The sequence below is a fragment of the Microbulbifer aggregans genome, assembly GCF_001750105.1.
GTDB classification, from domain to species: Bacteria; Pseudomonadota; Gammaproteobacteria; order Pseudomonadales; family Cellvibrionaceae; genus Microbulbifer; species Microbulbifer aggregans.
The window spans coordinates 1,551,899-1,576,793 of record NZ_CP014143.1 but is presented as its reverse complement, the minus strand read 5'-3'; the positions used below and the strand labels follow the sequence as shown (position 1 = coordinate 1,576,793).

The 24,895-nt window shown below is 57.7% G+C and carries 23 protein-coding genes and 5 tRNA genes; 1 reads left to right on the top strand and 27 read right to left on the bottom strand.

Annotated features, from left to right (window positions below; translation table 11 throughout):
- Positions 1–9: 9 nt before the first annotated feature.
- The 8 genes from rpsC to rpsJ all read right to left on the bottom strand — a co-directional run bounded on the left by rpsC (position 10) and on the right by rpsJ (position 4,196).
- A complete protein-coding gene (rpsC, locus tag AUP74_RS06855) occupies positions 10–690 on the bottom strand; it encodes a 30S ribosomal protein S3 (protein WP_069946926.1) in 681 nt (226 codons plus the stop codon).
- Between the two features lie 19 nt (positions 691–709).
- Positions 710–1,042 carry a 50S ribosomal protein L22 gene (gene rplV / locus AUP74_RS06850; protein WP_069946925.1) on the bottom strand — a complete coding sequence of 111 codons (333 nt, stop codon included), beginning with the start codon at positions 1,040–1,042 and terminating at the stop codon, positions 710–712.
- A gap of 15 nt (positions 1,043–1,057) precedes the next feature.
- On the bottom strand, positions 1,058–1,336 hold the full coding sequence (rpsS, locus tag AUP74_RS06845) for a 30S ribosomal protein S19 (protein ID WP_069946924.1): 279 nt from the start codon (positions 1,334–1,336) through the stop codon (positions 1,058–1,060).
- 37 nt (positions 1,337–1,373) lie between these two features.
- Positions 1,374–2,198, bottom strand: coding sequence for a 50S ribosomal protein L2 (gene rplB, locus AUP74_RS06840; protein ID WP_067087048.1), 825 nt, complete (start codon positions 2,196–2,198; stop codon positions 1,374–1,376).
- A 14-nt stretch (positions 2,199–2,212) separates the two neighbouring features.
- Positions 2,213–2,509 carry a 50S ribosomal protein L23 gene (rplW, locus tag AUP74_RS06835; RefSeq protein WP_067087051.1) on the bottom strand — a complete coding sequence of 99 codons (297 nt, stop codon included), beginning with the start codon at positions 2,507–2,509 and terminating at the stop codon, positions 2,213–2,215.
- Positions 2,506–3,120, bottom strand: coding sequence for a 50S ribosomal protein L4 (gene rplD, locus AUP74_RS06830; protein WP_069946923.1), 615 nt, complete (start codon positions 3,118–3,120; stop codon positions 2,506–2,508). Before rplD ends, rplW begins: the two co-directional genes overlap by 4 nt.
- An 18-nt stretch (positions 3,121–3,138) precedes the next feature.
- Positions 3,139–3,774, bottom strand: a complete 636-nt coding sequence (rplC, locus tag AUP74_RS06825; protein ID WP_069946922.1) for a 50S ribosomal protein L3 — start codon at positions 3,772–3,774, stop codon at positions 3,139–3,141.
- A 110-nt stretch (positions 3,775–3,884) separates the two neighbouring features.
- Positions 3,885–4,196, bottom strand: a complete 312-nt coding sequence (gene rpsJ / locus AUP74_RS06820; RefSeq protein ID WP_067087062.1) for a 30S ribosomal protein S10 — start codon at positions 4,194–4,196, stop codon at positions 3,885–3,887.
- Between the two features lie 187 nt (positions 4,197–4,383).
- Here rpsJ and AUP74_RS06815 point away from each other — a divergent pair, with 187 nt between their 5' ends.
- The gene (locus tag AUP74_RS06815; RefSeq protein ID WP_069946921.1) at positions 4,384–4,860 is read left to right on the top strand and encodes an aminoacyl-tRNA deacylase; all 477 of its coding nucleotides are present in this window, start codon (positions 4,384–4,386) and stop codon (positions 4,858–4,860) included.
- Positions 4,861–4,972: 112 nt separating this feature from the next.
- Here AUP74_RS06815 and tuf (AUP74_RS06810) read toward each other — a convergent pair whose 3' ends face one another.
- From tuf (AUP74_RS06810) to AUP74_RS06720, 19 genes are all read right to left on the bottom strand, one after another.
- Positions 4,973–6,166 carry an elongation factor Tu gene (tuf, locus tag AUP74_RS06810; protein WP_069946920.1) on the bottom strand — a complete coding sequence of 398 codons (1,194 nt, stop codon included), beginning with the start codon at positions 6,164–6,166 and terminating at the stop codon, positions 4,973–4,975.
- 42 nt (positions 6,167–6,208) lie between these two features.
- A complete protein-coding gene (gene fusA, locus AUP74_RS06805) occupies positions 6,209–8,314 on the bottom strand; it encodes an elongation factor G (protein WP_069948746.1) in 2,106 nt (701 codons plus the stop codon).
- A gap of 111 nt (positions 8,315–8,425) precedes the next feature.
- Positions 8,426–8,896 carry a 30S ribosomal protein S7 gene (rpsG, locus tag AUP74_RS06800; RefSeq protein WP_069946919.1) on the bottom strand — a complete coding sequence of 157 codons (471 nt, stop codon included), beginning with the start codon at positions 8,894–8,896 and terminating at the stop codon, positions 8,426–8,428.
- Between the two features lie 116 nt (positions 8,897–9,012).
- Positions 9,013–9,384 carry a 30S ribosomal protein S12 gene (gene rpsL / locus AUP74_RS06795; RefSeq protein ID WP_067087076.1) on the bottom strand — a complete coding sequence of 124 codons (372 nt, stop codon included), beginning with the start codon at positions 9,382–9,384 and terminating at the stop codon, positions 9,013–9,015.
- A 256-nt stretch (positions 9,385–9,640) separates the two neighbouring features.
- The gene (rpoC, locus tag AUP74_RS06790) at positions 9,641–13,870 is read right to left on the bottom strand and encodes a DNA-directed RNA polymerase subunit beta' (RefSeq protein ID WP_069946918.1); all 4,230 of its coding nucleotides are present in this window, start codon (positions 13,868–13,870) and stop codon (positions 9,641–9,643) included.
- Between the two features lie 125 nt (positions 13,871–13,995).
- Positions 13,996–18,069 (bottom strand): DNA-directed RNA polymerase subunit beta, encoded by a 4,074-nt coding sequence (rpoB, locus tag AUP74_RS06785; protein WP_069946917.1) that lies wholly within the window; start codon positions 18,067–18,069, stop codon positions 13,996–13,998.
- Between the two features lie 323 nt (positions 18,070–18,392).
- Positions 18,393–18,761, bottom strand: coding sequence for a 50S ribosomal protein L7/L12 (gene rplL, locus AUP74_RS06780; RefSeq protein WP_069946916.1), 369 nt, complete (start codon positions 18,759–18,761; stop codon positions 18,393–18,395).
- 77 nt (positions 18,762–18,838) lie between these two features.
- On the bottom strand, positions 18,839–19,333 hold the full coding sequence (gene rplJ / locus AUP74_RS06775; RefSeq protein ID WP_069946915.1) for a 50S ribosomal protein L10: 495 nt from the start codon (positions 19,331–19,333) through the stop codon (positions 18,839–18,841).
- Positions 19,334–19,596: 263 nt separating this feature from the next.
- Positions 19,597–20,295: a 50S ribosomal protein L1 gene (gene rplA, locus AUP74_RS06770; protein WP_069946914.1), complete on the bottom strand. Its 699-nt coding sequence runs from the start codon at positions 20,293–20,295 to the stop codon at positions 19,597–19,599.
- Positions 20,296–20,727 (bottom strand): 50S ribosomal protein L11, encoded by a 432-nt coding sequence (rplK, locus tag AUP74_RS06765; protein WP_069946913.1) that lies wholly within the window; start codon positions 20,725–20,727, stop codon positions 20,296–20,298. It abuts the gene before it with no gap.
- Between the two features lie 167 nt (positions 20,728–20,894).
- A complete protein-coding gene (gene nusG, locus AUP74_RS06760; RefSeq protein WP_069946912.1) occupies positions 20,895–21,428 on the bottom strand; it encodes a transcription termination/antitermination protein NusG in 534 nt (177 codons plus the stop codon).
- 10 nt (positions 21,429–21,438) lie between these two features.
- Positions 21,439–21,807: a preprotein translocase subunit SecE gene (gene secE / locus AUP74_RS06755; RefSeq protein ID WP_069946911.1), complete on the bottom strand. Its 369-nt coding sequence runs from the start codon at positions 21,805–21,807 to the stop codon at positions 21,439–21,441.
- 97 nt (positions 21,808–21,904) lie between these two features.
- Positions 21,905–21,980: transfer RNA gene (locus AUP74_RS06750), tRNA-Trp, on the bottom strand.
- Between the two features lie 119 nt (positions 21,981–22,099).
- Entirely contained in the window at positions 22,100–23,293 is a 1,194-nt protein-coding gene (gene tuf, locus AUP74_RS06745; protein ID WP_069946910.1) for an elongation factor Tu, read from the bottom strand.
- 129 nt (positions 23,294–23,422) lie between these two features.
- Positions 23,423–23,497 (bottom strand) — tRNA-Thr (locus tag AUP74_RS06740).
- Positions 23,498–23,611: 114 nt separating this feature from the next.
- Positions 23,612–23,685: transfer RNA gene (locus AUP74_RS06735), tRNA-Gly, on the bottom strand.
- Positions 23,686–23,755: 70 nt separating this feature from the next.
- Positions 23,756–23,839, bottom strand: a tRNA-Tyr gene (locus tag AUP74_RS06730).
- A gap of 108 nt (positions 23,840–23,947) precedes the next feature.
- Positions 23,948–24,023, bottom strand: a tRNA-Thr gene (locus tag AUP74_RS06725).
- Between the two features lie 142 nt (positions 24,024–24,165).
- Positions 24,166–24,870 carry an SPOR domain-containing protein gene (locus AUP74_RS06720; RefSeq protein WP_069946909.1) on the bottom strand — a complete coding sequence of 235 codons (705 nt, stop codon included), beginning with the start codon at positions 24,868–24,870 and terminating at the stop codon, positions 24,166–24,168.
- Positions 24,871–24,895 lie beyond the last annotated feature (25 nt).

Below are 24,895 nucleotides of genomic sequence, written 5' to 3'. Positions count from 1 at the left end.
GCGCACCCCTTACTTAGCAGCTTTCTTGCGGGTCTTCGCCGGCTTTTCATCGGGAATTTCGTCACCGATAACTTCGCCTTTAAAGATCCACACCTTGATACCGATGATGCCGTAAGTGGTCATCGCTTCATGAGTGGCGTAGTCAATGTTGGCACGCAGGGTGTGCAGGGGCACACGGCCTTCGCGATACCATTCGGTACGTGCGATTTCCGCACCGCCGAGACGGCCACTTACCTGAATCTTGATACCTTCGGCACCCTGGCGCATTGCGTTCTGTACCGCACGCTTCATAGCGCGACGGAACATCACACGACGCTCCAGCTGCTGGGCTACGTTCTGGGCAACCAGCGCAGCGTCCAGATCGGGCTTGCGCACTTCTTCGATGTCGATGTGCACGGGCACACCCATCTGAGCGCTAACTTCTTTGCGCAGACGCTCAACGTCTTCGCCTTTTTTACCGATCACGATGCCCGGGCGAGCGGTGTGAATAGTCACACGCGCGGTGTTGGCCGGACGTTCGATCTCGATACGGCTCACGGAAGCGTGGGCCAGTTTTTTGCGAATGTATTCGCGAACTTTCAGATCCGTGTACAGCTTGTCTGCGTACTCGTCGCTGCCGGCATACCAAACAGAAGTATGCTTTTTAACGATACCCAGACGAATGCCGGTAGGATGTACTTTTTGTCCCATGGTTTTCTCGCCTGCTCTCTTATTTCTCGGCCACTTTCACAGTGATGTGACAAGTACGCTTAAGAATCCGATCGGCACGACCTTTTGCACGCGGCTTAATGCGCTTCATGGTCATACCTTCATCTACGAAAATCGTAGAAACCTTCAGCTCGTCAACGTCGGCACCTTCGTTGTGCTCGGCGTTGGCAATGGCCGACTCCAGAACCTTCTTGACGATCGCCGCGCCCTTCTTCTGGCTGAACGCCAGGATGTCCAGGGCTTCCTCGACACCTTTGCCGCGAATCTGATCAGCTACCAGACGCGCCTTTTGCGCCGACAGACGAGCGCCGCGTAATTTTGCTGCTACTTCCATCGTTATAACCTCGGCTTAGCGCTTCTTCGCTTTCTTGTCCGCAGCATGACCGCGGTAAGTGCGGGTAGCGGCGAACTCGCCCAGCTTGTGGCCAACCATTTCTTCGTTGACCAGAACGGGCACGTGTTGACGACCGTTGTGCACGGCAATCGTCAGACCCACCATTTCCGGCATAATCATGGAACGGCGGGACCAGGTTTTAATCGGTCGACGATCATTGGCTGCAATCGCCGCCTCCACCTTCTTGATCAGATGCAGATCAATAAAGGGACCTTTCTTTAATGAGCGTGGCACTGTCGATTCCTCTCTAGCTGCTCAGACGACGCGCGGCTTATTTGCCGCGACGACGTACAATCATTTTATCGGTGCGCTTGTTCTTGCGCGTCTTCTTACCCTTGGTCGGAACGCCCCACGGAGTAACCGGGTGACGACCACCAGAGGTACGGCCTTCACCACCACCATGCGGGTGATCCACCGGGTTCATCGCCACACCGCGAACGGTAGGACGAACACCGCGCCAGCGCTTGGCACCAGCTTTACCCAGCTTACGCAGGCTGTGCTCGGAGTTGCTCACTTCACCCAGGGTGGCGCGGCACTCGGACAGAACCTTACGCATTTCACCGGAGCGCAGACGAATGGTCGCGTACTGACCTTCGCGGGCTACCAGCTGTACAGAGGCACCAGCAGAACGAGCCAGCTGGGCGCCTTTGCCCGGCTTCAGCTCGATACCGTGAATCACGGCACCAACCGGGATATTGCGCAGCGGCAGGGTGTTACCCACGCTGATCGGCGCAGCATCACCGGACTGTACGGTTGCACCGGCCTTCAGACCTTTGGGTGCAATGATGTAACGACGCTCACCGTCTGCGTAGCAGATCAGGGCGATATGTGCGCTACGGTTGGGATCGTACTCCAGGCGCTCAACTTTGGCTGGGATGCCATCTTTGTTGCGCTTGAAGTCGACAACGCGGTAGTGCTGCTTGTGACCACCGCCAACGTGACGAGTGGTGATGCGGCCAGCGTTGTTACGACCACCAGATTTGCTTTTACTCTCTACCAGAGGCGCGTAGGGCGCACCCTTGTGCAGGTCGGGGTTAACAACCTTGACCAGGTGGCGACGGCCGGCAGAGGTCGGTTTACTTTTTACAATCGGCATTGCAACTTTCCCCTTTACTCAGCAGCTTCAAAATTGATGTCGCTGCCTTCGGCCAGGCGAACGTAGGCTTTTTTCCAATCGTTGCGCTGGCCCATGCCGTAGCGGGTGCGCTTGGTCTTGCCTTTAACGTTCACGGTGCGTACCTGCTCAACGGAAACGTTGAACAGTTTTTCTACCGCAGCCTTGATCTCAGCTTTAGTGGCATCGGTGGTAACCTTGAAAACCACCTGATTGGCGGCGTCCGCCAACACAGCAGCCTTTTCGGAAATTACCGGGCCCAGCAGTACTTTGTAGAGTCGCTCTTGGTTCATCCCAGCACCTCTTCAATTTTCTTGAGCGCAGACACGGTAACCACGACCTTGTCGAAGCGGATCAGGCTAACCGGATCAATGCCCTGCACGTCACGAACGTCGATCTTGTGCAGGTTGCGCGCGGCCAGGTAGAGGTTTTCGCTCACTTCCTCAGTAATGATCAGGGCATCGGCCAGATCAAACTGTGCAAGCTTGCTTACCAGCTGCTTGGTCTTGGGAGCGTCAACGTCAAAAGACTCGACTACTACCAGACGCTCCTGACGAGCAAGCTCAGACAGGATGCAGCGCAGTGCAGCGCGGTACATTTTCTTGTTCAGCTTAACGCTGTGATCACGCGGCTCAGCGGCGAAGGTTACGCCACCAGAGCGCCACAGCGGGCTGCGGATAGTACCAGCACGGGCACGACCAGTACCCTTTTGACGCCAGGGCTTCTTACCACCACCGGAAACGTCAGAACGGTTCTTCTGGGCCTTGGTACCCTGACGAGCGCCTGCCATATAGGCTACGACCGCCTGGTGCACCAGGTCCTGATTGAATTCACGACCGAAAGTCACTTCAGAGACAGCTACAGTGCCTTTAGCGCCTTCGGGAGTAGCGATATTCAGTTCCATATCTATTTACCCTCAGACTTAGGCTTTTACTGCCGGACGAACGATTACATCGCCGCCGGGCGCACCAGGAACGGCACCTTTCACCAGCAGCAGATTGCGCTCGGCGTCAACACGAACCACTTCGAGGTTCTGCACGGTTACGCGCTCGGCACCCATGTGTCCGGCCATCTTCTTGCCTTTCCACACGCGGCCAGGAGTCTGGCACTGACCGATAGAACCGGGAGCGCGGTGAGACAGGGAGTTACCGTGGGTAGCGTCTTGCATGCTGAAGTTCCAGCGCTTAATGCCGCCCTGAAAACCTTTACCCTTGGAAGTGCCGGTGACATCAATCATCTGGCCAGCTTCAAAGCCGGACACGGTGATTTCAGAACCGATTTCGAAAGCCTCATCAGAACCATCAGTACGCAGTTCGAAGAGACGAGTGCCGGCCTCAGTGTTGGCCTTGGCGAAGTGGCCCGCTTGGGGCTTGGAGACACGGGAAGCCTTACGGTTGCCCACAGCTACCTGAACTGCAGCGTAACCATCAGTTTCCACGGTTTTCACCTGGGTGACGCGGTTCGGAGCTACTTCAATCACAGTAACCGGAACAGAAGCGCCATCTTCGGTGAAGATGCGAGTCATGCCGCTCTTGCGGCCGACAATACCTATAGTCATCGTATTAACCTCTCAGTGCACGGGGCTTTAACCCACTGCGGCCGCCCAGTTTCAGAGCGTTACACTACCCGGACCTTTTTCGCCCGGGATTCGGTAGTTAATTTAAAGTGTTAGCCGAGACTGATCTGAACCTCAACACCGGCCGCCAGATCGAGCTTCATCAGCGCGTCGACAGTCTTCTCGGTGGGCTCAACAATGTCCAGCAAACGCTTGTGAGTACGGATCTCGTACTGATCGCGCGCGTCTTTGTTGACGTGCGGGGAAACCAGCACGGTGTACTTTTCTTTACGAGTCGGCAGCGGAATGGGACCGCGTACCTGCGCACCAGTGCGCTTGGCCGTCTCGACGATCTCCTGGGTAGACGTATCGATCAGCTTGTGATCAAACGCCTTCAGGCGAATTCGGATGCGTTGACCCTGCATGGAATCAAACTCCAACTTATGAACTAAAGAACGTCCTTTTACGCAACCCCGAGGGCGGGCGAAAAGGAGCGCGAATTCTACGGGCGATCTGAGCAACTGTCAACCACCGGCCAGGACTAACTGATTCGGGGGCACAGACAGGTGAAACTACACTTTTCCCATCGGGCAGCTACACGAGGGAAACACCATGACCATTGCAGCCACAGTCAGTCAATTTCTTGATGACCACTCGGTTTCCTACCGGGTCATCCCCCACGCCCACAGCGCAACCAGCCGGGAAACAGCCCACGCCGCTAACGTCCGTGAAGACCGGGTGGCCAAGGCTATCCTGCTTCGCGACAACCAGGGACTGGTGATGGCCGTAATTCCGGCCAGCGGTAGCCTCGACCTACGCGCCGTGCACGACGAGACAGGACGCAACCAGCTCGAGATGGTACCGGAGGGCGACCTCGGCAAAACCTTTCCGGACTGCGAACTGGGCGCACTACCGCCATTGGGGCAGGCATACGGCATAACCACGTTGCTCGACTCCAGCTTCGGACACTGTGACACCGTGTACTTCGAGTCAGGAGATCACGAGGGGCTGGTCGCCATCGATGGACGTGATTTTGACCAGCTATACCAAGGCAGTCACCACTGCGACATCAGCAAAGACTGGCCGTAAACAACGCGAGTTGAGCCCGCCAGCCGGCAAGATACTTGCCTGGCACTAAAACTGAAAAAGGCCGCAGCGTCACCGCTGCGGCCTTTTTACCGACCTAGATCAGGAGTAGAAATTACTCGATGATCTTGGCTACCACGCCGGCGCCTACGGTACGGCCGCCTTCACGAATCGCGAAGCGCAGACCTTCTTCCATGGCGATCGGAGCGATCAGGGTGACAGTCATCTGTACGTTGTCGCCCGGCATTACCATCTCGGTACCTTCCGGCAGCTGTACGTCACCAGTTACGTCGGTGGTACGGAAGTAGAACTGCGGACGGTAGCCCTTGAAGAACGGAGTGTGACGACCACCTTCGTCCTTGGACAGTACGTAAACCTCAGACTCGAACTTGGTGTGCGGAGTGATAGAACCCGGCTGAGCCAGAACCTGACCACGCTCTACTTCGTCACGCTTGGTGCCACGCAGCAGCGCACCAATGTTCTCACCAGCACGGCCTTCGTCCAGCAGCTTGCGGAACATTTCAACACCAGTACAGGTGGTCTTGGTGGTTTCCTTGATACCAACGATCTCGATCTCGTCGCCAGTCTTCAGGATGCCACGCTCAACACGACCGGTTACTACGGTACCGCGACCGGAGATGGAGAATACGTCTTCGATCGGCATCAGGAACGGCTGGTCTACCGCACGCTCCGGCTCCGGGATGTACTCGTCCAGGGTTTCAACCAGCTTCTTAACAGCGGTGGTACCCATCTCGTTGTCGTCTTCGCCGTTCAGGGCCATCAGAGCGGAACCAACGATGATCGGGGTGTCGTCACCCGGGAACTCGTACTGGTCCAAAAGTTCGCGAACTTCCATCTCTACCAGCTCGAGCAGCTCTTCGTCGTCGACCATGTCAGCCTTGTTCAGGAATACCACGATGTAAGGTACACCTACCTGACGGGACAGCAGGATGTGCTCGCGAGTCTGCGGCATGGGGCCGTCAGCAGCGGAACATACCAGGATAGCGCCGTCCATCTGAGCAGCACCGGTGATCATGTTCTTCACGTAGTCAGCGTGTCCCGGGCAGTCAACGTGCGCGTAGTGACGGGTCGGGGACTCGTATTCAACGTGGGAGGTAGCGATGGTGATACCACGCTCACGCTCTTCCGGAGCATTGTCAATACCGTCGAAAGCAACGGCAGCACCGCCCCAGACTTCAGCACATACGCGAGTCAGAGCAGCGGTCAGGGTGGTTTTACCGTGGTCAACGTGACCGATGGTGCCCACGTTTACGTGGGGCTTGGAACGTTCAAACTTCTCTTTTCCCATTTTCAGGATCCTCTAACTAAAAAGTTGTAAAGGTACTAAAGCTTAAGCTTTGGTTTTGGCGATGATTTCATCGGCAACGTTTTTAGGCGCTTCCGCGTACTTCAGGAACTCCATGGTGTAGGTCGCGCGGCCCTGGGTCGCGGAACGCAGGTCAGTGGCGTAACCGAACATTTCGGCCAGCGGCACTTCGGCGTTCACAACCTTACCGGAAGAGCTGTCTTCCATACCCTGGATCAGGCCACGACGACGGTTGAGGTCACCGACCACGTCACCCATGTTTTCTTCCGGAGTAACCACTTCCACTTTCATCATCGGCTCGAGCAGAACTGCACCGCCCACTTGAGCCAGCTTCTTGGTCGCCATGGAAGCAGCGATTTTAAACGCCATTTCGTTGGAGTCCACATCGTGGAAGGAACCGTCGTACAGAGTTGCCTTCAGGCCCAGCAGCGGGTAGCCAGCCAGAACACCGTTCTGCATCTGCTCTTCGATACCTTTCTGCACCGCCGGAATGTATTCCTTCGGTACCACACCACCGACGATGGCATTTTCGAATTCCAGACCTTCCTGGGACTCGTCTTCTGCCGGCTCGAACTTCACCCATACGTGACCGTACTGACCACGACCACCGGACTGACGAACGAACTTGCCTTCGATCTCAGTGGTGTTACGGATGGTTTCACGATAAGCCACCTGCGGCTTACCGATGTTGGCTTCAACGTTGAACTCACGACGCATGCGGTCAACGATGATGTCCAGGTGCAGCTCACCCATACCGGAGATGATGGTCTGGCCAGTCTCTTCGTCGGTCTTAACGCGGAAAGAAGGGTCTTCCTGAGCCAGCTTGCCCAGTGCGATACCCATTTTTTCCTGGTCCGGCTTGGACTTCGGCTCAACCGCTACGGAGATTACCGGCTCCGGGAACTCCATACGCTCGAGGACGATCTTCGCGTCTTCGGCACACAGGGTGTCACCAGTGGTCACGTCCTTCAGGCCGATCGCTGCGGCAATGTCACCCGCCAGTACTTCTTTGATCTCTTTACGATCGTTGGAGTGCATCTGCACCATCCGGCCGACGCGCTCTTTCTTCATCTTCACGGAGTTGTATACCGCGGTGCCGCTCTCCAGCTTACCGGAGTAAACGCGGAAGAAGGTCAGAGTACCAACGAAGGGGTCGGTAGCGATCTTGAACGCCAGAGCGGCGAACGGTGCGTTGTCGTCTGCTTCACGGGTTTCAACGGTCTCACCGTCGTCCAGAGTACCTTCGATCGCACGAACTTCGGTCGGCGCCGGCAGGTATTCGATAACCGCGTCCAGCATGGCCTGTACGCCCTTGTTCTTGAACGCAGAGCCGCCCAGAACCGGTACGATTTCGTTGGCCAGAGTGCGCTGACGGATCGCTGCCTTGATCTCTTCTTCGGTCAGCTCACCTTCTTCCAGGTACTTTTCCATCAGCTCTTCGCTGGCTTCCGCAGCGGCTTCGACCAGGAACTCGCGCATTTCTTCGCACTCGTCCTGCATGTCAGCCGGGATGTCGGCGTAGTCGAAAGTCATACCCATGTCTTCTTCGTTCCACAGGATGGCTTTCATCTTGACCAGGTCGACAACGCCCTTGAACTCGTCTTCGGCGCCGATGGTCATCTGCAGCGGCACTGCAGTGGCGTTCAGACGGGTCTTCAGCTGGCCGACAACCTTGCGGAAGTCCGCACCGGCACGGTCCATCTTGTTGACGAAGACCATGCGCGGTACTTCGTACTTGTTGGCCTGGCGCCATACAGTTTCGGTCTGCGGCTGTACGCCGGAAGAACCACACAGAACCACAACAGCACCGTCGAGTACACGCAGGGAACGCTCTACTTCAATGGTGAAGTCAACGTGCCCGGGGGTGTCGATGATGTTTACGCGGTGCTGCGGGAACTGCTGCTGCATGCCAGCCCAGAAACAGGTAGTTGCGGCAGAAGTAATGGTGATACCACGCTCCTGCTCCTGCTCCATCCAGTCCATGGTTGCGGCGCCTTCGTGCACCTCACCAATCTTGTGGGACAGGCCGGTGTAAAAGAGTACGCGCTCGGTCGTCGTGGTCTTACCGGCATCTACGTGGGCGCAGATACCGATATTGCGATAGCGTTCGATAGGCGTTTTACGTGCCACAGTTGTATCCTCGATATAACGGCAAAAGGCAGCCATGGAATCAAGCCCAAGCTGCCTTTCGGTATTAATGTCTCACGCTGTTTTTCAGCAGTTTGAAAAAAGTCATGAGGCTTAGAAGCGGTAGTGAGAGAACGCCTTGTTGGCTTCCGCCATGCGGTGTACGTCTTCGCGCTTCTTGACCGCGCCGCCCTTGTTCTGGGAAGCGTCGATCATTTCGTTGGCCAGACGCTGAGCCATGGACTTCTCACCGCGCTTACGGGAGAACTCCACCAGCCAACGCATTGCCAGCGCCATGCGGCGGGAGGGACGCACCTCTACCGGCACCTGGTAAGTCGCACCACCAACACGGCGGGACTTTACTTCCACCATGGGTGCAATGTTTTCCAGGGACTCTTCGAAAATTTCGATGGGGTCTTTATTCAGTTTTTCTGAAACCAGGTCCAGGGCACCGTACACGATGCTCTCTGCAACTGACTTCTTGCCGCTGATCATGACGTGGTTCATGAACTTGGCGAGTGTGACATTCCCGAACTTAGGATCGGGCAGTACTTCGCGCTTGGCGACTACTCGTCTTCTTGGCATTGTAATTGCCTCTCTTCAGGGTTGCTCTGAGACGCCGCCGTACAAATACAAATCGGCGAGCTCAGCCTTACTCCGGTTGGAAACCGAAACGCATTCAATCAAATAAGGTAAAAACCTTACTTGGGTCGCTTGGCGCCGTACTTGGAACGGCCCTGCTTGCGATCGTTTACGCCGGCACAGTCCAGTGCACCGCGCACAGTGTGATAGCGCACACCCGGCAGGTCTTTTACACGACCGCCGCGAATCAGTACCACGCTGTGCTCCTGCAGGTTGTGACCCTCACCACCGATGTACGAAGTTACTTCGTAACCGTTGGTCAGACGTACACGGCAAACCTTACGCAGTGCAGAGTTCGGCTTCTTCGGTGTAGTGGTGTACACACGAGTGCAAACTCCACGACGCTGCGGGCTGGCCTGCAGAGCGGGAACGTCGCTTTTTTCGACTTTGCGTTTTCTCGGCTTACGAACCAACTGGTTGATCGTTGCCATTAAAAATCACTCCAAAAATAAAACGCCCCCACCTCTAGCAGCAGGGGCTCAGTCGTCAGTGTATGTAGGCCGGGCACGTAAACGCGCTCGCCGGACAGCACACCCCACATAAGCGGGGGCCGCATTCTATAGGCGGTTCCCCCACGAGTCAATCGGCAGATTGGTGAGTACTCACTTATACCGTCGATTGCGGCAAAAGCCCGACCGCGATGGCCGGGCCCTTACCAGTGGCAGGGCTTGCACCCCGCCGCCGGGGTTACTCCCCGGAAGACTTCAGAGCCTCGGTCAGCGCTGCTTCCACTTCAGCGGCAGACGGCCCCTCGGCATAGCCTTCAGTCATCTGCAGGCTGCGCTTGCGCTTGCGCTCAAGGTGGTGCGCCAGACCGGTACCGGCCGGGATCAGACGACCCACAACCACGTTTTCCTTCAGGCCACGCAGGTTGTCTTCCTTGCCGGTCACCGCTGCCTCGGTCAGCACGCGAGTGGTCTCCTGGAAGGAGGCCGCGGACAGGAAGGACTCGGTAGCCAGAGAGGCCTTGGTGATACCCAGCAACAGACGCTCGAACTGAGCCGGCTGCTTGTCTTCGGCACGCAGACGCTCGTTCTCTTCGATGACCCGCTGGTATTCCACCTGATCACCTTTGATGAACTCGGAATCGCCCATCTCCAGGATTTCCACCTTGCGCAGCATCTGACGCACGATCACTTCGATGTGCTTGTCGTTGATGCCAACACCCTGCAGGCGGTAAACCTCCTGGATCTCATTAGTAATATAGCGCGCCAGCTCTTCCACGCCTTTCAGGCGCAGGATGTCGTGCGGGTTGGACGGACCATCGGAGATGACCTCGCCCTTCTCCACGGTTTCACCCTCAAACACGGTCAGCTGACGGTGCTTCGGAATCAATACCTCGTAGTGATCCTTGCCGTTCGGCAGCGGCTTGCCGTCCTGCGGAGTAATCTGCAGGCGAACCTTGCCCTTGGTTTCCTTACCGAAGGAAACGGTACCGGAGATTTCCGCCAGAATGGACGGCTCTTTCGGCTTACGCGCTTCGAACAGGTCGGCAACCCGCGGCAGACCACCGGTGATGTCCTTGGTACCGCCGGATTCCTGCGGAATACGGGCGATAACGTCACCGACACTGACCTTGTCACCGTCTTTCAGGCTGAGGATGGCACGCGGCGGCAGTGCATAGTGTGCCGGCGCGTTGCTGTTCGCGAGCGTCAGCTCCTCGCCGTTCTCGTCCACCAGGGTCACAGCAGGACGCAGGTCTTTACCGGCAGACGGACGTTCGGCGGGGTCGATGACCTCGATCGAGGACAGCCCGGTAATCTCGTCAGTCTGCTTGCGGATCGACAGTCCGTCTTCCATACCGGACAGTTTCACCCAACCGGCCACCTCGGTGATGATCGGGTGGGTATGCGGATCCCACTTGGCCACGATCTGGCCTGGGTCGACCTCAGCACCTTCACGGACGCTGATGTTGGCACCGTAAGGCAGCTTGTAACGCTCGCGCTCGCGGCCGGCGCTGTCGGCAAGTGCCAGCTCACCGGAACGGGAAACCGCGACCAGGGTGTCGTTGGTGGTCTCGACCACTTTCACGTTGTGCAGACGGACAGTACCGCCCTGCTTCACCTGGATGCTGTCCGCGGCAGACGCACGGCTCGCCGCACCACCGATGTGGAAGGTCCGCATGGTCAGCTGGGTGCCCGGCTCACCAATGGACTGCGCGGCAACAACGCCCACAGACTCACCGGAGTTGGCACGGTGGCCGCGGGCCAGATCACGGCCGTAACACTGGGAGCAGATACCGTGGGCAGTCTCACAGGTGATCGGAGAACGTACCAGTACCTCGTCGATACCCATGGTTTCGATACGCTCGACCCACTTCTCGTCGATCATGGTGCCAGCTGGCACAGCAATCTCATCGCTGCCCGGCTTGGTCACATCACGGGCCACGACACGGCCGAGGATGCGGTCACCGAGGGACTCGATCACGTCACCACCCTCGATCACCGGCGCCATGGTCAGACCGCTGTCGGTACCACAGTCGACTTCGGTGATCACCACGTCCTGGGCCACGTCTACCAGACGACGGGTCAGGTAACCAGAGTTGGCGGTCTTCAGTGCCGTATCCGCCAGACCCTTACGAGCACCGTGGGTGGAGATGAAGTACTGCAATACGCTCAGGCCTTCACGGAAGTTCGCGGTAATGGCGTTCTCGATAATGGAGCCGTCCGGACGCGCCATCAGGCCACGCATACCGGCCAGCTGACGAATCTGCGCCTCACTACCACGGGCTCCGGAGTCTGCGTACATGTACACGGAGTTGAAGGAGTCCTGCTCGGTCTCGTTGCCCTCGCGATCGACAACCTTCTCTTTCTTGATACCGGCCATCATCGCCTGGGTGACCTTGTCATTGGTACGGGACCAGACGTCGATCACCTTGTTGTACTTCTCACCGGCGGTTACCAGACCGGAAGCAAACTGGCTCTCGATCTCTTTCACTTCTTCTTCCGCGGCGGCGATCAGGTCGGCCTTGGCGGCGGGAATCTCGAAGTCGTTCACACCGATGGAGGAACCTGACTTGGTAGAGAAATCAAAGCCGGTGTACATCAGCTGGTCGGCAAAGATAACAGTCGCCTTCAGGCCCACCTTGCGGTAGCACTCGTTGAGAATGCGCGAGATGGCCTTCTTCTTCATCGGCTGGTTGACCAGCTCGAAGGGCAGGCCGTCGGGCACGATGTTCCAGAGCAGCGCGCGGCCAACAGTGGTGTCCTGCAGACCGGTGCTTTCATGCTTCTCACCGTCCTCACCCACGATCATTTCGCGGATGCGGACCTTGATCTTCGCCTGCAGACCAACCTGGCCGGCGTAGAAAGCACGGCTCACTTCCTTGATGTCGGAGAAGGCCATGCCTTCACCTTTGTCGTTCACGCGCTCGCGGGTCATCCAGTAGAGACCCAGTACCACGTCCTGGGACGGTACGATGATCGGCTCACCGTTGGCGGGCGACAGAATGTTGTTGGTGGACATCATCAGCGCGCGGGATTCCAGCTGCGCCTCGATTGTCAGCGGTACGTGTACCGCCATCTGGTCACCGTCGAAGTCGGCGTTGTATGCCGCACACACCAACGGGTGCAGCTGGATGGCCTTACCTTCAATCAGTACCGGCTCAAACGCCTGGATACCCAGACGGTGCAGGGTCGGCGCGCGGTTCAGCAGCACGGGGTGCTCGCGGATCACCTCGTCGAGGATATCCCACACGATGGCCTCTTCCCGCTCGACCATTTTCTTGGCTGCCTTGATGGTGGTGGCCATGCCTCGGGCTTCGAGCTTGCCGAAAATGAACGGCTTGAACAGCTCCAGGGCCATCTTTTTCGGCAGACCGCACTGGTGCAGACGCAGGGTCGGACCAACCACGATTACGGAACGGCCGGAGTAGTCGACGCGCTTACCCAGCAGGTTCTGACGGAAACGGCCCTGCTTACCCTTGATCATGTCAGCCAGGGACTTCAGCGGGCGCTTGTTGGAGCCAGTAATGGCGCGGCCGCGACGGCCGTTATCCAGCAGTGCATCCACGGATTCCTGCAGCATGCGCTTTTCGTTGCGCACGATGATGTCAGGTGCGTTCAGCTCGAGCAGGCGCTTCAGACGGTTGTTCCGGTTGATCACTCGACGGTACAGGTCGTTCAGGTCGGAGGTCGCGAAGCGACCGCCGTCCAGCGGTACCAGCGGGCGCAGATCCGGCGGCAGAACCGGCAGCGCCTGCATGATCATCCACTCCGGGTTGTTACCGGACTTGTAGAAAGCTTCCAGCAGCTTCAGGCGCTTGGACAGCTTCTTGATCTTGGTCTCGGAGTTGGTGGCCGGAATCTCTTCCCGCAGACGCTGGATTTCCGCCGGCAGGTCGATATCGCTCATCAGCTCCTGAATGGCCTCGGCGCCCATCTTGGCTTCGAACTCATCGGCGAACTCTTCCATCGCTTCAAAGTACTGCTCGTCGTTCAGCAGCTGACCGCGCTCCAGGGTGGTCATGCCCGGTTCGGTGACCACGTAGGATTCAAAGTACAGCACCCGCTCGATATCGCGCAGGGTCATGTCCAGCAACAGACCGATACGGGACGGCAGGGACTTCAGGAACCAGATGTGCGCAACCGGGCTTGCCAGCTCGATGTGGCCCATACGCTCACGGCGCACCTTGGCTTTGGTGACTTCAACACCACACTTCTCACAGATGATGCCGCGGTGCTTCATGCGCTTGTACTTGCCGCACAGACACTCGTAGTCCTTCACCGGACCAAAGATCTTGGCGCAGAACAGGCCTTCACGCTCAGGCTTGAAGGTACGGTAGTTGATGGTCTCCGGCTTCTTCACTTCGCCGTAGGACCAGGAACGGATCATGTCCGGAGACGCCAGGCCGATACGGATGGCGTCAAATTCTTCCAGCTGCTCCTGGGCTTTCACCAGGTTTAACAAATCTTTCAAGGCCTTTCCTCCAGTTGAGGTAGTCAACCCGGCCTCGGCCGGGCCAGCCGGCATCCCGATTACCCCTGGGACTGCCGGCGTTCAATCACTATCGCCTTTGACAGGCGCTCACACCGCTACGGGTCTCAGTCGTGCTCCAGCTCGAAATTCATGCCGAGCGCACGGATTTCCTTGACCAGTACGTTGAAGGATTCCGGCATACCCGGCTCCATGCGGTGGTCGGAGTCCACGATGTTTTTATACATCTTGGTCCGGCCTTCCACGTCATCGGACTTGACCGTGAGCATTTCCTGCAGGGTGTAGGCTGCACCGTATGCTTCCAGAGCCCACACCTCCATCTCACCGAAGCGCTGGCCACCGAACTGCGCCTTACCACCCAGCGGCTGCTGGGTAACCAGGCTGTAGGAACCGGTGGAACGCGCGTGCATCTTGTCGTCCACCAGGTGGTTCAGCTTCAGCATGTACATGTAGCCGACTGTTACCGGACGCTCGAAGGCATCACCGGTACGACCGTCGTACAGAGTGATCTGACCGGAGTCAGGCACGTCCGCCAGACGCAGCAGCTTCTTGATCTCGCCCTCGTCGGCACCGTCGAAGACCGGTGTCGCCATCGGCACACCACGACGCAGGTTCTCTGACATCGCCAGCACTTCTTCGTCGGTCAGCTGGTCCAGCTCTTCCTGACGACCGCCGGTGGAGTTGTAAACCTCACCCAGGAATCCGCGAATCTTCTCGGCTTCCTGCTTCTCCTTGATCATGCGGTCGATCTTCACACCCAGGCCTTTGGCAGCCATACCCAAGTGCATCTCCAGAACCTGACCGACGTTCATACGGGACGGTACGCCCAGCGGGTTCAGGACGATGTCGACCGGCTCGCCGTTCTCGTCGTACGGCATGTCTTCCACCGGCTTGATCACGGAGATCACACCCTTGTTACCGTGGCGACCGGCCATCTTGTCGCCCGGCTGGATGCGACGCTTGATCGCCAGGTAAACCTTGACGATTTTCAGCACGCCCGGGGCCAGGTCATCGCCGGACTCGAGCTTTTTCTTCTTGTCTTCAAACTGCTCGTCCAGCAGCTTGCGACGATCTTTGAGCTGCGCTTCCGCTTTTTCCAGCTGCTCGTTCAGGCTTTCCTCGGCCATGCGCAGCTTGAACCAGTCTTCGCGCGGCAGGTTTGCCAGTACATCGGCGGAGAGTACGTCACCTTTCTTGACGCCCTTGCCACCGGCCACTTTCTGGCCTTCCAGAGCGGACTGCAGGCGCTCGAAAGTAGCCGCTTCAACGATGCGGTACTCTTCGTTCAGGTCCTTGCGCACCTGATCCATCTGCGCCTTCTCGATATCGAGGGAACGCTGGTCCTTCTGCAGGCCGTCGCGGGTGAAGACCTGCACGTCGATTACGGTACCGCGGGTGCCGCTCGGCGCACGCAGGGAAGTATCTTTAACGTCAGACGCCTTCTCACCGAAGATGGCGCGCAGCAGTTTCTCTTCCGGAGTCAGCTGGGCTTCACCCTTCGGCGTTACCTTACCGACCAGAATGTCACCGGCGCCCACTTCCGCACCGATATAGACGATGCCGGATTCATCCAGCTTGTTCAGCGCAGATTCACCCACATTGGGGATATCCGCGGTGATCTCTTCACTGCCCAGCTTGGTATCGCGCGCGATACAGGTCAGCTCCTGGATGTGAATGGTGGTAAAGCGATCTTCCTGAACCACGCGCTCGGAGATGAGGATGGAGTCCTCGAAGTTGTAGCCGTTCCAGGGCATGAACGCGATGCGCATGTTCTGGCCCAGCGCCAGCTCTCCAAGATCCACAGACGGACCGTCGGCGAGGATATCGCCGCGGGCAACCACGTCGCCGGTCTTCACGATCGGACGCTGGTTGATACAGGTGTTCTGGTTGGAGCGGGTGTACTTGGTCAGGCTGTACAGATCCACACCGGCTTCACCGGCTTCCACTTCGTCATCGTGTACTCGGACAACGACGCGGCTCGCGTCGACGCGCTCGATCACACCACCGCGGCGGGCAACCACACAGACGCCGGAGTCGCGTGCAACGGTACGCTCCATACCGGTGCCGACCAGCGGCTTTTCGGCGCGCAGGGTCGGAACGGCCTGACGCTGCATGTTCGAGCCCATCAGGGCGCGGTTGGCGTCGTCGTGCTCAAGGAACGGAATCATCGCCGCAGCCACGGAAACCACCTGCTTGGCAGAGACATCCATGTACTGGATCTCCGCCGGCGGCTTCAGGCTGAACTCGTTCTTGAAGCGAACGCTGACCAGCTCATCAGTAAAGCGGCCCTCGTCGTCAACAGCAGCGGAGGCCTGGGCAATCACGTAGTTGGCTTCGTTGATCGCGGACAGGTATTCCACGTCATCGGTAACCTGGCCGTCCACTACCTTGCGGTACGGGCTTTCGAGGAATCCATAGTGGTTGGCGCGGGCGTAAGTCGCCAGCGAGTTAATCAGACCGATGTTCGGACCTTCCGGGGTCTCAATCGGACACACGCGGCCGTAGTGGGTCGGGTGTACGTCGCGGACCTCGAAGCCTGCGCGTTCGCGGGTCAGACCGCCCGGGCCGAGTGCAGAAACACGACGCTTGTGGGTCACTTCCGACAGCGGGTTGTTCTGGTCCATAAACTGGGACAGCTGGGAGGAGCCGAAGAACTCCTTCACCGCAGCGGCCACCGGCTTGGCATTGATCAGATCCTGCGGCATCAGTCCTTCGGACTCGGCCATGGACAGGCGCTCTTTTACCGCGCGCTCGACGCGGACCAGGCCCACGCGGAACTGGTTTTCGGCCATTTCACCCACGGAGCGCACGCGACGGTTACCCAGGTGGTCGATATCGTCCACCATGCCGTTACCGTTGCGGATTTCCACCAGGGTCTTGAGGACATCGACGATGTCTTCTTTGCTCAGGGTGCCCGCACCAGTCTCGTCCTCGCGGCCGAGGCGACGGTTGAACTTCATGCGGCCGACGGCAGACAGGTCGTAGCGCTCGTCGGTGAAGAACAGGTTCTCGAACAGCGACTCAGCGGATTCCTTGGTCGGCGGTTCGCCAGGACGCATCATACGATAGATCTCGACCAGCGCCTCGAGCTGGGTGCGGGACGGCTCACTGCGCAGCGTGTCGGAAATGAACGGACCGCGGTCCAGATCGTTGGTGTACAGCGTCTGGATTTTCTTGACGTTCAGCGCACGCAACTTGCCGACCACCTCTTCGGTGATCTCGGCGTTACACTCGACAGCCACTTCGCCGGTGGACTCATCGATCACGTCATGGGCCAGAACACGGCCGTGGAGATATTCCACCGGCGCGTCGAGGCGATCAACACCCGCTTTTTCAAGCTGGCGGATGTGACGCGGAGTGATACGGCGGCCTTCTTCTACGATCACCTTACCCTTGCCATCCTTGATATCAAAGGAGGCAACATCACCACGCAGGCGGGACGGGATCAGCTCCAGGCTGACAGAATCGTCATGCAGTTCGAAGGTGCTGGTATCGAAGAACATATCCAGCATTTCCTCGGAGCTGTATCCGAGGGCACGCAGCAGGATAGTCGCCGGCAACTTGCGGCGACGGTCGATACGTACGTAAACGAGGTCCTTCGGGTCAAACTCGAAGTCCAGCCAGGAACCGCGGTAGGGGATTACGCGGGCGGCGTACAGCAGCTTGCCGGAAGAATGAGTCTTGCCTTTGTCATGATCGAAGAACACACCCGGGGAACGGTGCAACTGGGATACGATCACACGCTCGGTACCGTTAATTACGAAGGTACCGTTTTCGGTCATGAGCGGAATCTCGCCCATGTAGACTTCCTGCTCTTTGATGTCCTTGATGGACTTATTGGCAGACTCCTTATCGTAAATAATCAGACGCACGCGCACCCGCAGCGGGCATGCATAAGTCACACCGCGCAGAGTACATTCCTGTACGTCGAACGCCGGCTTACCCAGCGTGTAGCTTACGAACTCCAGCGCAGCATTGCCGGAGTAGCTGACAATCGGAAATACGGACTTAAACGCCGCTTGCAGTCCGACATCCAGTCTGTCGTCAGGGCGAGAATCGGCCTGTGTGAATTTGCGATAAGAATCCAGCTGTATCGCAAGCAGGAAAGGCACATCCATGACCTTTGGCAGTTTGCCAAAATCCTTGCGGATACGTTTTTTCTCAGTGTATGAGTAAGCCATTCATATTCCCCAGCTTGATCAGTGACAAGACTTCAGTGGAACCCCGGCCGGTAAGCCGGCGGTACGGGATTCTCCCGGGTGAGAAGTCTCTGACCAGTGCAGACCACTACACTGGTCGGAAACCTCTCCTGTTCCGGTGCTTTTCAGCTGCGCCCGGAGTGGGTTAAGGTGTCTTCACTGCCTCAGCAGTCCCTACCTGACAACCCTGGCGCGAAAAAACACCACTGCCGCAAACGGCAAAAAGGCCGGCGGACAAATGTCCACCAGCCTTGCCGCTGACCGTCGATCCTGCCGACGGACAGCGGAGAGTCGCAACAACCGAATTACTTCAGCTCTACAGTTGCGCCAGCTTCTTCCAGCTGCTTCTTGGCGTCCTCGGCTTCATCCTTGGTAGCGCCTTCCTTCAGCGGGCTCGGAGCGCCGTCTACCAGTGCCTTGGCTTCTTTCAGGCCCAGGCCGGTGATGCCGCGAACAACCTTGATCACGTTTACTTTCTTGTCGCCGGCAGAAGTCAGAACTACGTCGAAAGAGTCCTTCTCTTCAGCAGCAGCTTCGCCGCCAGCCGGACCAGCCATAACTGCAGCCGCTGCAGTTACGCCGAACTTCTCTTCCATTGCTTCGATCAGCTCGACAACGTCCTTAACAGACATTTCGGCAACAGCATTGATGATATCTTCTTTAGTCAGAGACATGAGTCAGTACCTGATTTGTGTGAGCAGTCAACTGCTCAAATAAGTTTTGAAAACTGCGACTTCGACTTGCGAAGTAATTAAGCAGCTTCTTGCTCTTTCTGGTCGCGAATGGCCGCAATAGTGCGAACCAGCTTGCCAGCAGATGCTTCTTTCATAACGCTCATCAGCTTGGCGATCGCCTCGTCGTAAGTCGGCAGGCTTGCCAACAGTGCGACGTCGGTGACCGCGCCTTCGAAGGCGGCACCTTTCAGTTCCAGCTTGTCGTTACCCTTGGCGAACTCCTTGAGGATGCGCGCACCGGCACCCGGGTGTTCGTTGGAAAAGGCAATGATGCTGGGACCGACGAACTTCTCAATGAGACATTCGTACTCGGTACCTGCCAGAGCGCGACGCGCCAGAGTGTTGCGAACGACTTTCAACCAAACGCCGTTGTCGCGCGCCTCTTTGCGCAGAGCGGTCATGTCATTTACGGTAACGCCGCGGGAATCCGCAACTACCGCTGACAGAGCGCTCGAAGCAGCTTGCTGGACTTCTGCGACAATCGCTTTCTTGTCTTCGAGTCCAATAGCCATAGTGTCACTCCTGGATTTGAAAAAAGACCGGGGCAATAAGTCCCGATCCGTTCCGGTGCATAAAGCTCAAATCCAGTAAAAATACTGGTTTGGGCGACACCGTCTGCGTAGGCTCGGAGCTGTTACGGGCCAACCTGGCCCAAGTCCGGATTAAGCTGCAGCGGTTTAAACCTCAAACCCCTGCAACACCTACGGTCTTTGACGGCCCACCTTCCTGCCGAGGCATTCAGGTGGACCCCAAAGTTCGGTTAACCGGATATCTGTTACTTGATATCCAGGGAGGCCTGGTCGATGGTCAGACCCGGGCCCATGGTAGTGCTCAGGGTAACCTTCTTCAGGTAAACACCCTTCGCGGAAGCCGGCTTAACCTTTTTCAGGTCTGCAATCAGGGCTTCCAGGTTTTCTTTCAGCGCTTTCGCGTCGAAGCTCACCTTGCCGATACCGCCGTGGATGATGCCGCCCTTGTCAGCGCGGAAGCGCACCTGACCAGCTTTGGCATTCTTGACCGCAGTCGCAACGTCGGGAGTCACGGTACCGGTTTTCGGGTTCGGCATCAGGCCGCGCGGACCGAGGATCTGGCCCAACTGACCGACGACACGCATGGCGTCCGGAGAGGCGATCACCACGTCGAAATCCATCTTGCCAGCTTTAACATCAGCAGCCAGCTCGTCCATGCCTACCAGGTCAGCACCAGCTTCCTTGGCGGCGTCGGCGTTAGCACCCTGGGTAAATACGGCAACGCGCACATCTTTACCGGTGCCGTGCGGCAGGGTAGTGGCGCCACGAACAGCCTGGTCGGATTTACGCGGATCGATGCCCAGGTTTACGGAAGCATCGACAGTCTCGGCAAACTTGACGTTGGACAGCTCTTTCAGCAGGGCAACGGCGTCTTCGATACCGTAGGCCTTACCTGCTTCAACTTTCTCAGCGATAGCGCGCTGACGCTTGCTCAGTTTGGCCACTTACACGCCCTCCACTTCGATACCAGCACTGCGAGCGGAACCGGCGATAGTGCGGACGGCCGCATCCATATCAGAAGCAGTCAGGTCCGCCTTCTTCATTTCCACGATCTCTTCGATCTGAGCGCGGGTAACCTTGCCCACTTTTTCAGTGTTCGGACGACCAGAACCGCTCTTGATCTTGGCAGCCTTGCGCAGCAGTACGGCGGCAGGCGGAGACTTCATGATGAAGGTGAAGGAGCGATCGCTGTATACAGAGATCACAACCGGTACCGGCAGGCCCGGCTCCAGATTCTGGGTCTGTGCGTTGAACGCCTTACAGAACTCCATGATGTTCACACCGTGCTGACCCAGCGCGGGACCAACGGGCGGACTCGGGTTGGCCTGACCGGCCTTAACTTGCAGCTTGATGTAAGCTTCTACTTTCTTAGCCATTACAGCTTCCTCTCAGTTTGGGTGTTAGCGCCTGCACTGAACAGCCAGAAGGCCACAACGCACGGCTCCCCTCTCACCCTGACGTGACTGCCCAGGCAGCATCTTTCAGGGACGCGAAAGCCCTCCCCCACAAGAAGCAGGAGAGGGCCGAATCCTTCAGCTCACGATCAGGTCTTCTCGACCTGACTGAACTCCAATTCTACCGGCGTGGAACGACCGAAGATCAACACAGCCACCCGCAGGCGACTCTTCTCATAGTTGACTTCTTCAACCACACCATTGAAATCATTAAACGGACCGTCGATAACCCGAACCATCTCACCGGGTTCAAACAGCGTCTTGGGCTTGGGCTTGTCGACCGAATCATCGATCCGGTTCAGGATTGCCTGAGCCTCGCGATCCGTAATCGGTGCCGGCTTATCCGCCTTGCCACCGATGAAACCCAGCACCCTAGGAGTCTCTTTCACCAGGTGCCAGGTATCGTCGTTGAGCTCCATTTCCACCAGCACATAACCGGGGAAGAACTTGCGCTCACTTTTGCGCTTCTGGCCGGCGCGCATTTCCACTACTTCCTCAGTGGGCACCAGGACCTCACCAAACAGGTGGTCCATTTCGTGCAGCTCGATGCGCTCCTTCAGGGAAGATGCGACGCGCTTCTCATAGCCAGAATAGGCCTGCACTACGTACCAATGCTTAGACATGCGTCATCCTTCAGCCGATGATCTTGGAGGCCACCCACCCAAGGGCAGAGTCAAGCGCCCAGAGAATCAGCGCCATGATCAGTACGAAGACCACTACGATCGCAGTAGTCTGAGTTGCTTCCTGACGGGTAGGCCATACCACCCGGCGCACTTCGGTCTGCGCTTCACGCAGCAGATTCCAGAGCGCGTCACCCTTGGCGGTATTTACCGCCACCACGAGCGCAACAAGGCACAGGGCCACAATCGCCAGCACGCGGTACAACAGAGGGAATTCAGCGTAGTAGGAGTTACCCGCTACGGCGGCACCGACAAGCAGAACCACCAGCAGCCACTTCAGGCCGTCAAGACGAAAGGTTTTCGCCTCTACTTTAGCATTCATACAAAGAAGCCCTTAGCGCTTACAACACACGCCCCACTTACTGACTGGAGGCTTGTGACGCCCTCAGGCACTCATCAAGGCGGGGCGATTGAAAAGTTGGCAGGCCAGGAGGGACTCGAACCCCCAACAGCCGGTTTTGGAGACCGGTGCTCTACCAATTGAACTACTGGCCTAGAAACACTCACAGGTGCCGCGGCACCTGAAAAACGAGGGGGCGGATCTTAGCACCCTCCCCTCGGTTTGGCAAAGGCGCCCCACCGATTGACCAGCGAGACACCTTACAAACCACCGATTACTCGATGATCTTGGCTACCACGCCGGCGCCTACGGTACGGCCGCCTTCACGAATCGCGAAGCGCAGACCTTCTTCCATGGCGATCGGAGCGATCAGGGTGACAGTCATCTGTACGTTGTCGCCCGGCATTACCATCTCGGTACCTTCCGGCAGCTGTACGTCACCAGTTACGTCGGTGGTACGGAAGTAGAACTGCGGACGGTAGCCCTTGAAGAACGGAGTGTGACGACCACCTTCGTCCTTGGACAGCACGTAAACCTCAGACTCGAACTTGGTGTGCGGAGTGATAGAACCCGGCTGAGCCAGAACCTGACCACGCTCTACTTCGTCACGCTTGGTGCCACGCAGCAGCGCACCAATGTTCTCACCAGCACGGCCTTCGTCCAGCAGCTTGCGGAACATTTCAACACCAGTACAGGTGGTCTTGGTGGTTTCCTTGATACCAACGATCTCGATCTCGTCGCCAGTCTTCAGGATGCCACGCTCAACACGACCGGTTACTACGGTACCGCGACCGGAGATGGAGAATACGTCTTCGATCGGCATCAGGAACGGCTGGTCTACCGCACGCTCCGGCTCCGGGATGTACTCGTCCAGGGTTTCAACCAGCTTCTTAACAGCGGTGGTACCCATCTCGTTGTCGTCTTCGCCGTTCAGGGCCATCAGAGCGGAACCAACGATGATCGGAGTGTCGTCACCCGGGAACTCGTACTGGTCCAGAAGTTCGCGAACTTCCATTTCTACCAGCTCGAGCAGCTCTTCGTCGTCGACCATGTCAGCCTTGTTCAGGAATACCACGATGTAAGGTACACCTACCTGACGGGACAGCAGGATGTGCTCGCGAGTCTGCGGCATGGGGCCGTCAGCAGCGGAACATACCAGAATAGCGCCATCCATCTGAGCAGCACCGGTGATCATGTTCTTCACGTAGTCAGCGTGTCCCGGGCAGTCAACGTGCGCGTAGTGACGGGTCGGGGACTCGTATTCAACGTGGGAGGTAGCGATGGTGATACCACGCTCACGCTCTTCCGGAGCATTGTCGATACCGTCGAAAGCAACGGCAGCACCGCCCCAGACTTCAGCGCATACGCGAGTCAGAGCAGCGGTCAGGGTGGTTTTACCGTGGTCAACGTGACCGATGGTGCCCACGTTCACGTGGGGCTTGGAACGTTCAAACTTTTCTTTTGACATTGCTAGCCTCCTAAAGATAGGCCCGCCGGGGCGACACCTATTCGCAGAACCCGCCGAACCGGGCACCAGAAACGCAACACCCGGATACAAATAGCCGCAGAGACACCTGCCCCCGCGGCCATCGAAAAATGGAGCTCATGGGCGGATTTGAACCGCCGACCTCACCCTTACCAAGGGTGTGCTCTACCCCTGAGCTACATGAGCATATTACTGCCACATCCAACCTCCCCACAGGGGAGAAGGATCGACAACCGGCATCGCCGGTCATCAAGCCGCCTTCCTGGCGACTTTTCCCACAACACTCACACCAATAAAGCGTGGAGCGGGCAGCGGGAATCGAACCCGCATCATCAGCTTGGAAGGCTGAGGTTCTACCATTGAACTATGCCCGCATGCGGGAGCTCCAGGCAAAAGGCCTCACAACTAACCTTCCGCTGGCGACACCTAAAAGGCATCTCAAAATGGTGCAGGGGGGTGGATTCGAACCACCGAAGCTTTCGCGTCAGATTTACAGTCTGATCCCTTTGGCCACTCGGGAACCCCTGCTGAAAGCGGTGTGCATTCTCTACATCGACCGCCGCAATGTCAACACTTTTTCTTTAAATTTCACAGACTTAGCCGCAAAACTTAAGGTGACACCACAGAGACAAAAAATGGAGCTGGCGAGAGGAGTCGAACCCCCGACCGGCTGATTACAAGTCAGCTGCTCTACCAACTGAGCTACGCCAGCTTCGTCTCTTTCACCGAAGCGTCGAATGTCGACCACCTCAAGTGAGGGCGGGATTCTAGGGGAACTTCCTTTGACAAGCAACTGTTTCAGAAGCACTTTTTTCGGCCCGCAGAATCTTCCCAACTGGCGGATTACTGCCTCCCTAGTCTGACTCTAGCTCCTGACAGAGATTTTGCTTGCGATCCATATCCGGATAATCGAGCTGGAGCTGTTCCCAGAAGGCGTCAGCCAGTTGCCCCTCGCCACCGGTGGCAAGCACGACCCAGCGCTCGAGATAAGTCCGGGGCTCTTCGCGGGTTTGCGCCGGATATCCTCGCTCCTGCAGCTCCGTCGCGAGGGCTTCAGCCCGGTCCGGCTCCGAAAAAATACCGAAGGAAATGCCATTGGTAAGCGAGCCCTTGGGTATCACGTAGCTATCAACGCCTTCCGCCTGAAGTTCCCGCAGCCGGCGGAACGCCTCGCGACGGGTGCCGAGCGGGGCCAGATAGACCCAGTAGCGCATCTGGCCCTCCATCTCGATTTCCCGCAACTCCGCAGAAACCTGCAGGGCCGCGAGCCGCTCGACGATATCCTCACCCTGGTAGGCCTCGGCTACAGGGCCAATAATGGTGCACAGCGACTGCTCCCTCACCGCACGCTTGCCAACTGACTGGCGTACCGGCGCAGACTTCGGCTCCTGAGCAGCCAGCGCGCCGGGCGGGACTTCCTGCACCAGGTCAATCCGGGCGCCCTCGGGCTCCACAGCAGGCCCGACAGATTGCGTTTCAACGGCCGGTTCGGCAAAGAAGCGAAACCAGGCAAAACCAGCCAGATTTGCGATAAGAAGAGCGAGAACTATCCAGCGCATAAGCAGTTTGAAGGAGGAATCCCCA

Bases quoted from the DNA above. Each gene is read 5' to 3' on its own strand.
- rpsC (WP_069946926.1), bottom strand. From the start codon at position 690: ATGGGACAAAAAGTACATCCTACCGGCATTCGTCTGGGTATCGTTAAA.
- rplV (WP_069946925.1), bottom strand. From the start codon at position 1,042: ATGGAAGTAGCAGCAAAATTACGCGGCGCTCGTCTGTCGGCGCAAAAG.
- rplB (WP_067087048.1), bottom strand. From the start codon at position 2,198: ATGCCGATTGTAAAAAGTAAACCGACCTCTGCCGGCCGTCGCCACCTG.
- rplW (WP_067087051.1), bottom strand. From the start codon at position 2,509: ATGAACCAAGAGCGACTCTACAAAGTACTGCTGGGCCCGGTAATTTCC.
- rplD (WP_069946923.1), bottom strand. From the start codon at position 3,120: ATGGAACTGAATATCGCTACTCCCGAAGGCGCTAAAGGCACTGTAGCT.
- rplC (WP_069946922.1), bottom strand. From the start codon at position 3,774: ATGACTATAGGTATTGTCGGCCGCAAGAGCGGCATGACTCGCATCTTC.
- rpsJ (WP_067087062.1), bottom strand. From the start codon at position 4,196: ATGCAGGGTCAACGCATCCGAATTCGCCTGAAGGCGTTTGATCACAAG.
- AUP74_RS06815 (WP_069946921.1), top strand. From the start codon at position 4,384: ATGACCATTGCAGCCACAGTCAGTCAATTTCTTGATGACCACTCGGTT.
- tuf (WP_069946920.1), bottom strand. From the start codon at position 6,166: ATGGGAAAAGAGAAGTTTGAACGTTCCAAGCCCCACGTAAACGTGGGC.
- rpsG (WP_069946919.1), bottom strand. From the start codon at position 8,896: ATGCCAAGAAGACGAGTAGTCGCCAAGCGCGAAGTACTGCCCGATCCT.
- rpsL (WP_067087076.1), bottom strand. From the start codon at position 9,384: ATGGCAACGATCAACCAGTTGGTTCGTAAGCCGAGAAAACGCAAAGTC.
- rpoB (WP_069946917.1), bottom strand. From the start codon at position 18,069: ATGGCTTACTCATACACTGAGAAAAAACGTATCCGCAAGGATTTTGGC.
- rplL (WP_069946916.1), bottom strand. From the start codon at position 18,761: ATGTCTCTGACTAAAGAAGATATCATCAATGCTGTTGCCGAAATGTCT.
- rplJ (WP_069946915.1), bottom strand. From the start codon at position 19,333: ATGGCTATTGGACTCGAAGACAAGAAAGCGATTGTCGCAGAAGTCCAG.
- rplK (WP_069946913.1), bottom strand. From the start codon at position 20,727: ATGGCTAAGAAAGTAGAAGCTTACATCAAGCTGCAAGTTAAGGCCGGT.
- nusG (WP_069946912.1), bottom strand. From the start codon at position 21,428: ATGTCTAAGCATTGGTACGTAGTGCAGGCCTATTCTGGCTATGAGAAG.
- secE (WP_069946911.1), bottom strand. From the start codon at position 21,807: ATGAATGCTAAAGTAGAGGCGAAAACCTTTCGTCTTGACGGCCTGAAG.
- tuf (WP_069946910.1), bottom strand. From the start codon at position 23,293: ATGTCAAAAGAAAAGTTTGAACGTTCCAAGCCCCACGTGAACGTGGGC.
- AUP74_RS06720 (WP_069946909.1), bottom strand. From the start codon at position 24,870: ATGCGCTGGATAGTTCTCGCTCTTCTTATCGCAAATCTGGCTGGTTTT.